Here is a 13,666-nt window from a genome sequence, read left to right on the forward strand (position 1 = left end):
CGGGCGCGGCTGGGCCGGGCGCTGCCGGACTACATGGTGCCGGGCGTGGTGATGGTGCTGGAGAGCCTGCCGCTGAATGCGAACGGCAAGGTGGACCGCAAGCTGCTGCCGCGTGCGGAGTTCGCGAGCGAGCGTGCCTACGAGGGGCCCGCCGGCGACATCGAACAGAAACTCGCGCTCATCTGGGCCGAGGTGCTCGGCATTGCCCGTGTGGGTCGCAACGACAACTTCTTCGAACTCGGCGGCGACTCGATCCTCAGCCTGAAGCTCGTGGCCCGCGCGCACAGAGACGGCATCCGGATGAATCCGCGCCAGGTGTTCGAGCACCAGCGCCTGGCCCCGATCGCCGCCGCGATCGGCAGGGACGATGCCGCGCAGCCCCCGTCGATCCCGTTGCTGTCGGCAGCGCAGCGCGCGGCGGGCGTCGCGCTCTCCCATGCGCAATTGCGCCAATGGTTCCTGTGGCAGCTCGACCCGCAGAGCACGGCCTACCACGTCAGCGGTGCCCTGCGGCTGGTGGGCGCGCTGGACGTGGAGGCCATGCGCGCGAGCCTGAACGACATGGTGCAGCGCCACGAGTCGCTGCGCACGGTTTTCCGTGCCGATGCACGCGGCATGGCCGAGCAGGTGATCCACGAGACCGGTCGCATCGATATCTCGCTCGTCGACCTCACGGGGGTGGCCGAAGGCGAAGAGCGCGAGGCCCGCGCCAGGCAGGAGGCCCGGCGCCTGAGCGACACGCCCTTCGACCTGGGCCAGGCCCCGCTGTTGCGGGTGGGCCTGATCCGGCTGGCGGCCGAGGCGCATGTGCTGGTCGTGGTGATGCACCACATCGTGTCCGACGGCTGGTCGATGCAGATCATCGTGGACGAGTTCGTCGCCCGCTTCCGCGCGCGCATCGAGGGCCGCGCGCTCGATCTGCAACCCCTGCCGCTGCAGTACGCGGACTACGCGGCCTGGCACCGCGCCTGGCTCGAGGCAGGCGAGAGGGACCGGCAGCTGGCGTACTGGAAGGCGCACCTGGGCACGGAGCAGCCCGTGCTGCAGATGCCCGCCGACCACGCGCGGCGGGCCGACGGCCGCTACAGTGCCGCGAGCCATGCCTTTGCATTGCCCGACAGCCTGGTGCAGGGCCTGAACCGGCGCGTGCAGGCGCAGGGCGCGACGCTGTTCATGGCGTTGCTCGCGGGCTTCCAGGTGCTGCTCAGCCGCTACACGGGCCAGCAGGACATCCGGCTGGGCGTGCCGATCGCCAACCGCCAGCGAGCGGAGATCGCGGGCGTCATCGGCCTGTTCGTCAACACGCAGGTGCTGCGCGGCGTGGTGGACAGCCGCTCGACCCTGTCGCAGGTGCTGGCGCAGGCGCGCGAGACGGCAGTGGGTGCGCAGGCGCACCAGGACCTGCCTTTCGAGCAGCTCGTGGAGGCGCTGCAGCCCGAGCGCAGCCTCAGCACCAGCCCGCTGTTCCAGGTGATGTTCAACCACCAGCGTGGCGACTTCCGCGCCCTGGAAAACCTGCCGGGCCTCACGCTGATGGACCATGAACTGGACGCGCAGGCGGCCCAGTTCGAGCTGGCGCTGGACACCAGCGAGGACGGGGATGGCCATGTGCGTGCGAGCTTGCGCTATGCGGCCGAACTGTTCGACGCGCAGACGATGAAGCGCATGGCCGGCCATTACCTGGAGGTGCTGCGCGCGCTGGCCTGCGAGCCGCAGCGGACGGTGGGCGAAGTGGCGCTGCTCGACGGCGCCGAACGCGCGCAACTGGCCGCGTGGAGCGAGAACACGCAAAGGCACGAGGACGCCGAGCCCGTGCACCGCCTGTTCGAACGGCACGCCGCGCGCAGGCCGGAGGCGGCCGCGCTGGTCTTCAGCGACGAGACGCTGAACTACGGCGAGCTCAATGCGAGAGCGAATCGGCTGGCGCACCACCTGATCGCACGCGGCGTGAAACCCGAAAGCCGCGTGGGCATCGCGGCGGAACGCTCGATCGAGATGGTGGTGGCGATCCTCGCGATCCTGAAGGCCGGCGGTGCCTATGTGCCGCTGGACCCCCACTACCCGGGCGACAGGCTGGCCTACATGGTCGAGGACAGCGGCATCGAGATGCTGCTCACGCAAAGCGGCATCGGCGCGCGGATTCCCGTCGATCCGGCCTTGCCGGTGCTGGTGCTGGACGGCCTGGACCCGGTGGACCGCTCCGCCGCCGACCCCCAGATCGCCATCGACGGCGAGAACCTCGCCTACGTCATCTACACCTCGGGCTCCACCGGCAAGCCCAAGGGCGCGGCCAACCGGCACCGCGCGCTGCACAACCGCCTGGCCTGGATGCAGCAGGCCTATGCGCTCGGTGCCGGCGACACCGTTCTGCAGAAAACCCCCTTCGGCTTCGACGTGTCGGTGTGGGAGTTCCTCTGGCCCTTGATGACCGGTGCGCGCCTGGTGGTCGCCGCGCCGGGCGATCATCGCGACCCGGAGCGACTGCGGGCATTGATCGTCCTGCACCAGGTCAGCACCCTGCATTTCGTGCCGTCGATGCTGCAGGCGTTCCTGGCCCACGAGGGCATCGAGGACTGCACCAGCCTGCGGCGCATCGTGTGCAGCGGCGAGGCCTTGCCGGCCGAAGCGCAGAACGCGGTGTTCGAGCGCCTGCCGCAGGCGGCCCTGTACAACCTCTACGGACCGACCGAAGCGGCGATCGACGTGACGCACTGGACCTGCCGCGACGACGGGCGCCACCACGTGCCGATCGGCCGGCCCATCAGCAGCACGCGCACGCACGTGCTGGATACGCAGCTCAACGAAGTCCCCGTGGGCGTGGCGGGAGAGTTGTACCTGGGCGGCGTGAACCTCGCGCGCGGCTACCTGAATCGCCCGGGCCTGACGGCCGAGCGCTTCATCGCCGCGCAAGACGGCGGCCGGCTGTACCGCACCGGCGACCTGGTGCGCTGGAATGCGGAAGGCCAGCTCGACTACCTGGGCCGCATCGACCACCAGGTGAAGGTGCGCGGCCTGCGCATCGAGCTCGGCGAGATCGAGGCGCAACTGCTCGCCCAACCCGAAGTGCGCGAAGCGGTGGTCGTGGCCAGGGACGGCCCTTCGGGCGCGACGCTCGTGGGCTATGTCTCCGCGCATGCGGGGCAGTCGATCGAGGGGGGCGAGTTGCGCAGCCGGCTGGGCCGGACGCTGCCCGACTACATGGTGCCCGGCGTGGTGATGGTGCTGCAGGACCTGCCGTTGAACGCGAACGGCAAGGTCGACCGCAAGGCGCTGCCCGCGGCGGAGTTCACGAGCGAGCGGACCTACGAGGCCCCCGAGGGCGAGGCGGAAGAGATGCTGGCGGCCATCTGGCGCGAGGTGCTCGGCGTGCCGCGCGTGGGCCGCAACGACAACTTCTTCGAGCTCGGCGGCCACTCGCTGCTCGCGTTGCGCGTGCTCGAGCAGGTGCGTTCCCGAGGCTGGAAGGCGCAGGTGCGGACGCTGTTCCAGCAACCGCAGCTGGCTGCTTTCGCGCAGGTGCTGGCGCAGGAACAGGGGCGGCGCGAGGTTGTCGTGCCCCCCAATCTGATCCCCGATGGCTGTGGCGCGATCGAGCCGCGGATGCTCACGCTGATCGCGCTCGATGCCGCGCAGATCGCGCGCATCGAGGCGGCCGTGCCGGGCGGAGCCGCCAACATCCAGGACATCTATCCGCTCGCGCCCCTGCAGGAAGGCATGCTGTTCCATCACCTGCTGCAGACGCAAGGCGATGCCTACGTGACACCGCTCGCGCTGAGCTTCGACACGAAGGAGCGGCTGGAGCGTTTCATGGACAGCCTCGACCGGGCCGTCGCACGGCACGACATCCTGCGCACGGCCGTGCTGTGGGAAGGGCTGAAGGAGCCGGTGCAGGTGGTGCTCCGGCAAGCGTGCATCGCGCTGCAATGGCTGGAGATGGGCGAAGACCCGCGGGCCGTGGCCGAGCGCCTGAATGCGCATGTGGACCCGTCCCGCTACCGCATCGACGTGCGCAGCGCGCCGATGATCCGTGCCGTGGCGGCGCACGATCCCGCGCACGGGCGCTGGCTGCTGCAGCTGCCGAGCCACCACATGGCGCTGGACCACACGACGCTGGAGCTGCTGGTCGAGGAGATCGCGCTGATCCAGCAGGGCCGCCAGCAGGAGTTGCCCGAGCCGGTGCCGTTCCGGCGCTACGTGGCGCAGGCACGCCTGGGCGTGAGCCAGGCCGAGCACGAGGCCTTCTTCGGCGAGATGCTGGGCGACGTGGACGAGCCGACGGCGCCCTTCGAGCTGCTGGACGTGCAGGGTGACGGCACGCGGGTGGTGGAGGCGCGCGTGCCGCTGGAGGCTGCGCTGGCGGCACAGATCCGCGGCCAGGCGCAGCGCCACGGAGTGAGCGCGGCGACCTTGTTCCACCTGGCGTGGGCGCTGGTGCTGGCCAAGACCACGGGCAAGGACGACGTGGTGTTCGGCACGGTGCTGTTCGGCCGCATGGAAGGCGGCGAGGGCGGCGGGCGGGCACTGGGGTTGTTCATCAACACGCTGCCGGTGCGGATCCGGCTGGGCGCGCAGGACATGGTGCAGTGCCTGCGGCAGACGCATGCGGCGCTCACGGGGCTGCTGCACCACGAGCATGCGAGCCTGTCGCTGGCGCAGCGCTGCAGTGGCCTGCCGGGCGGCACGCCGCTGTTCTCGACGCTGCTCAACTACCGCTACAACCTGCAGGCCGTGCCGGCGGAAGGCGCCTTTGCCTGGGACGGCATGGAAGTGCTGGGCGGCCAGGAGAGGACCAACTATCCGCTCGGCGTGTCGGTCGACGACCTGGGCGAAGGCTTCGAGCTGGTGGTGCAGGTGCATGAATCCATCGACGCGGCGCGCGTGGGCGGCTACATGCATGCCGCGATCCGCGGCGTGGCCGAGGCCTTGGCGCAGGAACCGTGGAAGTTGCCCAGCGAGATCGACGTGGTGTCCGGACAGGAGCGCACGCAGCTGAAGGCCTGGAGCGAAAACGATCGGCGGCATGCGGGGGCGCGGCCGGTGCACGAGCAGATCGAGCAGCACGTGCGGCAACGGCCCGATGCGACGGCGCTGCTGTTCGGCGACGAGGTGCTGAGCTACGGCGAGCTCAACGCGCGGGCCAACCGCCTGGCGCATCGCCTGATCGCGCTCGGGGTGAAGCCCGAGCACTGCGTGGGCATCGCGATGGAGCGCTCCGTCGAGATGATGGTGGCCATCCTGGCGATCCTGAAGGCCGGCGGCGCCTACGTGCCGCTGGACCCCGAGTACCCGGCGGACCGGCTGGCCTACATGGTGGCCGACAGCGGCCTGTCGATGGTGCTCACGCAACGCCGCCTGCGCGCCCTGCTGCCCGCGCACGACGCTCTGCGGGTGCTCGAACTCGATGCCCTGGACACGCTCGGCGAGCCGGACGCCGATCCGCGGATCGCGCTGCACGGCGAGAGCCTGGCCTACGTCATCTACACCTCCGGCTCGACCGGCAAGCCCAAGGGCGCGGCCGTGCGCCACGACGCCCTGTACAGCTGCATGGCCTGGATGCAGGAGACCTACCGCCTGGGCGATGGCGACACGGTGCTGCACAAGGCGCCCTTCGGCTTCGACGTGTCGGTGTGGGAGATGTTCTGGCCGCTGACCACGGGCGTGCGGCTGGTGATCGCCAACCCGGGCGACCACCGCGACCCCGAGCGGCTGGTGCAACTGATCCAGAGGCACCAGGTCACGACGCTGAACTTCGTGCCCTCGATGCTGCAGGCCTTCCTCGCGCACGAGGGGATCGAGGCGACCACGCGGCTGCGCTACATCATCTGCGGTGGCGAGGCCATGCCCGCGGCCACGCAGCGCGAGGCGCTGCAACGCCTGAAGGGGGCCTCGCTGCAGAACCTGTACGGCCCGACCGAGACCACCATTCACGTCACGCAGTGGACCTGCCGGGACGACGGGCGCAGCCAGGTGCCGATCGGTCGCCCGATCAGCGAGACGCAGGCGCACGTGCTGGATGCGCGGCTCAACCGGGTGCCCGCGGGGGTGGCGGGGGAGTTGTACCTGGGGGGCATCAACCTCGCCCGGGGCTATCTCCATCGGGCGGGGCTGACGGCCGAGCGCTTCGTGGCGACGGACGACGGGCAGCGGCTGTACCGCACGGGCGACCTGGTGCGCTGGAATGGGGAAGGGCAGCTGGAGTACCTGGGGCGCATCGACCACCAGGTGAAGGTGCGTGGCTTGCGCATCGAGCTGGGCGAGGTCGAGGCGCAGCTGCTGCAGCAGGAGGAGGTGCGCGAGGCGGTGGTGGTGGCGGACGAGGGGCCTTCGGGGGCGCGGCTGGTGGGCTATGTGTCGGCGCATGCGGGCCGGGCCATCGATGTGGGCGAGCTGCGGGCGCGGCTGGGCCGGGCGCTGCCGGACTACATGGTGCCGGGCGTGGTGATGGTGCTGGAGAGCCTGCCGCTGAACGCGAACGGCAAGGTGGACCGCAAGCTGCTGCCGCGCGCGGAGTTCGCGAGCGAGCGCGCCTACGAGGCGCCGCAAGGCGCGCTGGAGGGCGCGCTGGCGGCCCTCTGGGCGCAGGTGCTGCGCGTGCCCCGCGTGGGCCGCCACGACAACTTCTTCGAACTCGGCGGCGATTCCCTGGTCGCGCTGAGCCTGCTGGCCAGGATCAACAAGTCCCATGCAGTGGGGGTGCAGATCTCCCTGCAGGACCTGCTGCAGAAACAGACGATCGCCAGGCTGGTCGTGCAGATGGACATCGCCACGCCATCGGATCCGGTCCAGTTGCTGAGCGCGCAGGCCGGGCCCGCGGAAGCGATGCCGCTGTTCTGCGTGCCACCGGGGCTTCGCCATCCGATCGACTATCGGCCGATGGCGCGCCATCTGGAGGGCTCGCGGGCCGTGTATGGCCTGAGCTACATGGAGGACATCGCCGGGCTGGATTCGATCGGGCAGATGGCGCGGTACTACGCCGATCTCATCCGCCAGACGCGGCCCGACGGTCCCGTCGGCATTCTCGGCTGGTCGCTGGGTGCGGTGGTGGCGGCGCATGTGGCCAACCTGCTGGAGCAGGAAGGCGTGAACGTCGCCTTCCTCGGCATGGTCGATAGCTTCCTGCTCGGCGAGCGCTTCGATCCCGACGACTGGCACCTGGACTTCCGGGAGTTCGTGCTGGACACCGCGCGCGCGGACATGGCGCGCGAGACCCTCGACGCGATGCTCGACGGGCTCGAGTCCATCCGCTCGGGCCCGAACGAGACCGTGCGCGATGCCGTCGAGCACATCGTGGCCGCGGCCGGCATCGACATGAAGGCGGCCGACATCGTCCAGGGAATCGAGGCGTCCCGTCGCATGAAGGCGATCACGCAAAGGATGGGCCCGCTGCCGCGCCTGAACGTGGCGCCGCATTTCTGGTGGGAGAAGGGTCGGGCGGCCGCGGACAAGGCCGCGCTCCTGTCGCGCTTCGATGGCGAGGCGAGCGCTTCGGTGGAGCTGGATGCCGACCACATGAGCATCGTCAGGGATGCCGCGCTGTTGCGCCATCTGTCGGCCGCCATGCAGGAGGCGGAACGCCAGGCCATGGCGGACATGCGTTGATGGCGATGCGGGAGCGCGAACGGCAGAGGAGGTCGCCGCTCCCGCATGCACGCGGGGCCGGCGCCACGCCGCTTGCGGATGATCAGGTCAAGGTCATCCGGAGGAATCCGCCGCGCGCTTGCGGATCCAGGGCCATGGCGCCATGCCGGCGCCGATGAACGGGGAACGGCGAGCGGCGGAATACCGCCGCTCTCGCTCGATCAGAACTGGTACTTGGTGGTCAGCAGCACCGTGCGCTCGTCGCCCGGCGAGTAGTAGTCGATGGTGCGCGACGGCGCGTACTTGCGATTGGCCAGGTTGGTGACGCTGAGCGCGAAGCGCCACGGGCCGCGGCGATAGTGCACGGTGGCGTCGAGCAGGGCGACGCCGCCTTCCGCCGAGGTGTTGGCCACGTCGTTCCAGCGCTTGCCGATGTAGCGCAGGCCGCCGCCGAGGCCGAAGCCGTTGGGCATCGCGTAGTCCACCCACAGGCTGGCCGTCTGCTTGGGCACCTGGATCGGGGTGTGGCCGAGTTCGGCCGTGTTGTTGCTGTCGAGGACCTTCATGTTGATGAAGGTGTAGGAGGCCGTGAGGTTGAGGTTGGGCGCGAGCTCGGTCTTAGCTTCGAGTTCGAGGCCGCGCGAGCGGATGTTGCCGATCTGGCGGCCTTCGTAGGTCTGCTGGTCGTAGGTCACCACGTTCGTCTTGCGCAGATCGAACACGGCGGCCGTGAACAGCGAGCGCGAACCTTCGGGCTGGAACTTGACGCCCGCTTCCCACTGCTTGCCGCGGCTCGGGCGGAAGGGCTGGTTGTCGGCATCGACGCCGGCGGTCGGCAGGAAGGACTCGCCGTAGCTGACGTACGGTGCCCAGCCATTGCCGACCAGGTAGGTCAGGCCCGCGCGGCCGCTGAACTTGCTGTCGCTCTGGCGGGTGACGGTGTCGGCCAGGCGGTCGGTGCTGACGGTCTTGACGTGATCCTGCCGACCGCTGAGCGTGACGACCCAGCGGTCGGCGATCTTGATCTGGTCCTGCAGGTAGACGCCGAGCTGCTCGGTCTTTTGCGAGGAGTTGTCCGTGAGTTCGGTCGGCTCGGCAATGGGCACGCCGTAGAGCGGCGCCAGCAGGTTGAGGTCCGGTGCCGGGCCGTCGAAGGTCTTCCCCGAGTTCCTGAAGCGGGTCCAGTCGACGCCGAACAGCAGCGTGTGCTCGGCCGCGCCGGTGCGCACGCGCCCGCGCAGGTGGGTGTCGGCGGTGAGCTGGTTGAAGCGTTCGGTCGTGAACTTCGCGGTGCGCGCGAGCGTCCGGTCGTCGTCGAGAAAGTTCGAGAAGATGTGGTGCTTGTCGGTGTCGAACCGGGTGTAGCGCAGGTTCTGGCGCACGGCCCAGCTGTCGTTGAAGTCGTGCTCCAAGATGTAGCCCAGCGAGCTCTGCTGCGTTTCGAGCAGGCTGTAGCGCGGATCGCCTTCCTTCACCATCGGGGTTCCGCCCTTGGGGTTGACCACGTAGCCGATGTCGTCGCCCGCCTTGTTCTTGAGAAATTCGCCGAGCACCGTGAACGAGGTCGATCCCGAGGGTTGCCAGCGCAGCGAGGGCGCGAGGTAGCTGCGCTTGAGCGGAAGGGCCTCGCCCGTCGGGTAGCGCTCCTGCACATCGCTGTCCAGCCCCACGGCGATGAGGCGATAGCTCAGGGTGTCGCTGATGGCACCGCCCAGGTCGACGGCTGCCTGCTTCCGGTTGAAGCTGCCGAGCTGCACCTCGACTTCGCGCACGGACGTGGCGCTGGGCAGCTTGCTCACGCGGTTGACGATGCCGCCCGCATCGGTCTGGCCGAAGCTCGTGGACGCGGGGCCGCGCAGCACTTCGACACGCTCCAGGCCATAGGACTCGGTCATCGACCAGGGCGGAAGCAGCAGGCCGTCGCGGTACATCGCGGTGGTCGCGTTGAAGCCGCGGATCAGCAGCCAGTCGTAGCCGCGGCCGTCGAAGCCCCAATTGCCGGCCGCCACGCCCGGCGTGTAGCGCACGGCTTCCGTGATGCTCTGGACGCCGCGTGCGTCGAGTTCGTCGCGGCCGATCACGGAGATGGACTGGGGCGTCTCGATCAGCGGCGTATCGGTCTTCATCGCGGTCGAGCTGCGGCGAGCCACATAGCCTTGCACCGGGCCGTTGGCGGTTTCCGGCCGCTCGTCGCTCACCATGATCGGCGGCAGGCCGGTGGTGGGCGTGGCCGCCTCGGGCGCCCGCGTGGTCTGTGCCTGCGCAGCGAAGCTCAAGAATGCGGCGGCAGTGCCAAAGGCTGTCGCGAGCGACGCGTGGAGCTGGCGTTGCCGCGGCAAGGGAAGAGGACGCATGACGGAATGACTCCCTGGAAGTGTTGATTGGCGCGCTTCCATTTTAATGAGAATCATTCTTAACGAATAAAAAATGTAGCACTTGTTGCGAAGTTGCAATGAAATAGCACTCATCAAAGATGCGGTGCCAACAGGGCCATGCCCTGATGCATTGCGGGGAAGAGACTGCGATTGAAATTGTTCCAGCGCAATTCGAGGATCGAATCCTCGGGTGCGATGTCGGTGCCGAGCACGTCGAAGATGACTTCCCCCGAATCGATGCCGTTGTCCACGTAATGCAGCGATGCGCCGGTCTTGGAGACCGGCTTCGTGGCGACCTTGGCCATGGCCTGCCAATCGACCACCTTCTCGCCGCGCGCGCCGTGCAATGCATCGAGCGTGGCATAGGCGCCGCGCCGTTGAAAAGGCGATTCGAGACGCGTGATGCCCGGATGGATATTGACGATCTTCCGATGGAAGCGGCTGCCGGGTCGCACCAGTTCGTCGAGGATGACCAGCAGTCCGTCGAGCAGGACCGCGTCGGCGCGCAGCGTCAGGAGCTTGTCGAGCAGCGCGCTTTCGAAGGCGCTCTTGCCCGCAATGCGTTCGGCCGAATTCATCGGCTGACGCCGGTAGGAGGAGGGCACCGAATGCATCATCTCCCGGAGCAGGCGGCCTTGCGCACGCAACTCGCCCGGGAAGATCCACTTGCGCTCGGGATGCCAGGAAAAGCCGTAGTCCACGAGCACCGCCTGGTCCCGCGGCGATTGCGGGTCGTCGTCGAAGACGATGCCTTCGAGCGAATAGGCATCGCCGAGCGGCGTGGTGTCGAGCGCCTCGGCCAGGTACTCGAGCGGCGACTTCATGTAGCGGGGCGTGCCCTTGTAGTCGATGAACTGGCCGGCCTTGTCGGCGGCGGCATTTCTCAGCGAGAGGACATAGACGAGCTTGGCTTTGGACATGGCTGTGGGTGATGAAGGATTCGGGTCTTCGTGAAAGACGAAGTGCCCGGCAATCTGTTCATCCGCCGCCAGGTCCATTCACGCTGGCCTCTTCCTCGCCTACCCGCTTTCAATGCGGCGATGCCAGCGGGCAGGCCACGCAATAGTCCTCGTCCGGCAGCAGATGGCAAAGGCAGCACTGCCGATGCAGCAGCGTCGCAACGCTGCGGCCGTCGTGGTGACGCAGCACTTCGCGCTGGCGCCCGTGCAAGGGATTGAGGCCGTCGGCGGTGTCCGGCCAGGCGGCCGTCTGCAGAAGATGGGCCCGGTCCTGCGCGAGGGTCGCGGATCCGCCGGTCAGCAGCAGTCCCTGCTCGAGCAGGGACTCCAGCCGGCGCGCCACGTTGCCCCAGAGGATCTTGGGCGCGAGCCGCGTCAGCCGGCTGACTTCAGCAAACAGCGGGTCGAGGTGCTGCCACAGCAGCGGTCCGTAGCGCTCGGGCGTCGGGCTGCCGCGCCGCGATTCGCCGAGCGCGAGCACGTGAAAGCTCGACGCCGCGCCGTTGTCGTCGAACCGTACCCAGACCTGCGATGCGGCGATCGGGAACACGTGCTCCAGCAGGCTGGCCCCCGCCACGACGGGCGGCAGCAGGACGTCGAGGTAGCGAAGGCTCCAGATCGAGGCGACGGCCCGCAGGTCGCTGCCGGCGTCGCGCTTGAAGCGGGCATGCTGCCCGAGGAGGTCGGCCAGGCGGCGCCCGGGTTGCAGCAGATCGGCCACGCGCACGGCGTCGGAAGGCGCGGTGGGCGCGCACTGGAGTGCGTCGCCGAGCGGCGCCAGTTCACCCCGGAAGATGGGAGCCAGCAGGGGGATCATGGGCCGGTTCGAAGGCGTGGGGCGAGGCATCGCGCAGGGTGCATCCCTCCGAGACGCACGGGCGGCCCGCATGTTCATCGGGCGCGAAGTGAGCCGTCCGAAGCGGCGCCGCATGAACATCGGCGAAGCCCGGTCGTCTATGCAGGGAGCGGCATCGCGCCGCATGAATGCGATCGCCCCGGTGGCGGAAAGACCCCTGCATGACATCTCCAAGCGGCAGCGACAGCAGCAACGGCGCCGAAGTCGTCCGTCTGCTGAAACCCTTCTCTCCGTGGATCCTGCTGTCCATGGTCACGGGCGTCTGCGCGGGCATCGCCACCGTCGCGCTGCTGCGCACCATCAACCAGGTCCTGAACCAGGAGGGCGGAATGGCCGGCGGGTTGCTGCTGACCTTCATCGGCCTGTGCCTGGTCGCATTGTTCGGCCGCATGGCTTCCGACATGTCGACCAACTTCGTCGGACAGAAGCTGGTGGCCCAGGTGCGGCAGAGCCTGGCGCAGAAGATCCTGTCGGCCCCCATCGATGCGTTGGAGCGCTACCGCACGCACCGCCTCATGCCGGTGCTGTCACAGGACGTGGACATGATCAGCGACGCCGCCTTCGTGCTCTCGTCCACGCTGATCTCCGTGTCGGTGGGGCTGGGCTGTCTCGTGTACCTGGCGTGGCTTTCGCTGCCGCTGTTCCTGCTGCTGATGGTGGCGCTCGTGATCGGCGCCACGATCCAGATCGTCGCGCAGACCCGCGCCGAGGCCGGCTTCTGGAAGGCGCGCGAGCATGAGGACCGGTTGCACAAGTCCTACCGCGCGATCAGCGAGGGCGCCAAGGAACTGCGCATGCACCGCGAGCGCCGCACGCGCATGTTCGGCGGGCAGATCGAGCACATCGTCGACACCATCCGCAGCGTCAACAGCCGCGCGATCAACACCTACGTCGTCGCCACAGCCTTCGGCTCTGCACTCTTCTTCCTGCTGATCGCGATGATCCTGGGCTGGGCCGCGCTTCGCACCACCGAGCCGGTGGTGCTCAGCGGCTTCGTGCTGGTGCTGCTGTTCCTGAAGGGGCCGATCGACCAGATCGCCGGTGCCCTGCCCAGCGTGGGCCGCGCCAAGGTCGCGTTCGAGTGCATCGCCGATCTCTCCGCGCGCTTCGCCACGCCGGAGCCGCATCTGCACCTGGAGCGCCCGGTCAGCATTGCCGCGCTGTCGCAGGGCATCGGCATGCGCGGCGTGCGTTACGCCTTCGACGCGCCGGAGGGCGGAACCCCGTTCGTGCTCGGTCCGATCGATCTGCAGCTGCGCCGCGGCGAGATGGTGTTCGTCGTGGGCGACAACGGCTCCGGCAAGACCACGCTCATCAAGCTGCTGCTGGGACTCTACGCACCGCAGGAAGGCGAGGTGTTGCGCGACGGCGTGGCCGTGACGCCCGAGGCGCGCGACGACTACCGCCAGCTGTTCACCACGGTGTTCTCGGATTTCTACCTGTTCGAGGACCTGGTCGCGAACGAGCGCGGCGAGGCGGGGGGCGCGTCGCTTCCGCAGGCGGCGCTGCCCTATCTGCAACGCCTGGAGATCGCTCACAAGGTCAGCGTGAAGGACGGTTCCTTCAACACCATCGACCTGTCGACCGGGCAGCGCAAGCGGCTCGCGCTGGTGCATGCCTACCTCGAGGGCCGGCCGGTGCTGGTGTTCGACGAATGGGCCGCGGACCAGGACCCGACCTTCCGCCACCTGTTCTACACCGAACTGTTGCCCGAGTTGCGTGCCAAGGGCCATCTGCTGGTGGTCATCTCGCACGACGACCGCTATTTCCATCTGGCCGACCGCGTGATCACCCTGAAGGCGGGGCGCATCGCGGAAGACCGGGCGCGCGCGCCGGAAGGCCTGGCGGCATGAAGTCGTACCCGGCCTTCGACGCGGGACTTCCGGTCGCGCGCAGAT

5 protein-coding genes are annotated in these 13,666 nt (G+C 68.8%); 2 read left to right on the forward strand and 3 right to left on the reverse strand.

The features are described 5' to 3' along the window. The coding region (locus tag AC07RM_RS37185; protein ID WP_495337669.1) for an amino acid adenylation domain-containing protein at window positions 1-7,599 on the forward strand (7,599 nt) is incomplete at its 5' end. A gap of 200 nt (window positions 7,600-7,799) precedes the next feature. On the opposite strand, the gene AC07RM_RS37190 is transcribed toward AC07RM_RS37185, so the two are convergent. The 3 genes from AC07RM_RS37190 to fhuF all read right to left on the reverse strand — a co-directional run bounded on the left by AC07RM_RS37190 (window position 7,800) and on the right by fhuF (window position 11,729). Then, window positions 7,800-9,854 (reverse strand): TonB-dependent siderophore receptor, encoded by a 2,055-nt coding sequence (locus AC07RM_RS37190; protein ID WP_495337670.1) that lies wholly within the window; start codon window positions 9,852-9,854, stop codon window positions 7,800-7,802. A gap of 191 nt (window positions 9,855-10,045) precedes the next feature. Next, the gene (locus tag AC07RM_RS37195) at window positions 10,046-10,873 is read right to left on the reverse strand and encodes a formyltransferase family protein (RefSeq protein WP_495337740.1); all 828 of its coding nucleotides are present in this window, start codon (window positions 10,871-10,873) and stop codon (window positions 10,046-10,048) included. Window positions 10,874-10,982: 109 nt separating this feature from the next. Next, complete coding sequence (fhuF, locus tag AC07RM_RS37200) at window positions 10,983-11,729, reverse strand: siderophore-iron reductase FhuF (protein ID WP_495337671.1); 747 nt, start codon at window positions 11,727-11,729, stop codon at window positions 10,983-10,985. A gap of 200 nt (window positions 11,730-11,929) precedes the next feature. On the opposite strand from fhuF, the gene AC07RM_RS37205 reads away from it, so the two are divergent. Then, window positions 11,930-13,621: a cyclic peptide export ABC transporter gene (locus AC07RM_RS37205; protein ID WP_495337672.1), complete on the forward strand. Its 1,692-nt coding sequence runs from the start codon at window positions 11,930-11,932 to the stop codon at window positions 13,619-13,621. Window positions 13,622-13,666 lie beyond the last annotated feature (45 nt).

This window comes from Variovorax sp. GW821-FHT09B05 (assembly GCF_059418265.1).

Excerpts from the sequence above, each read along its gene's own strand:
- AC07RM_RS37205 (WP_495337672.1), top strand. The coding sequence starts at position 11,930 with ATGACATCTCCAAGCGGCAGCGACAGCAGCAACGGCGCCGAAGTCGTC.
- fhuF (WP_495337671.1), bottom strand. The coding sequence starts at position 11,729 with ATGATCCCCCTGCTGGCTCCCATCTTCCGGGGTGAACTGGCGCCGCTC.
- AC07RM_RS37195 (WP_495337740.1), bottom strand. The coding sequence starts at position 10,873 with ATGTCCAAAGCCAAGCTCGTCTATGTCCTCTCGCTGAGAAATGCCGCC.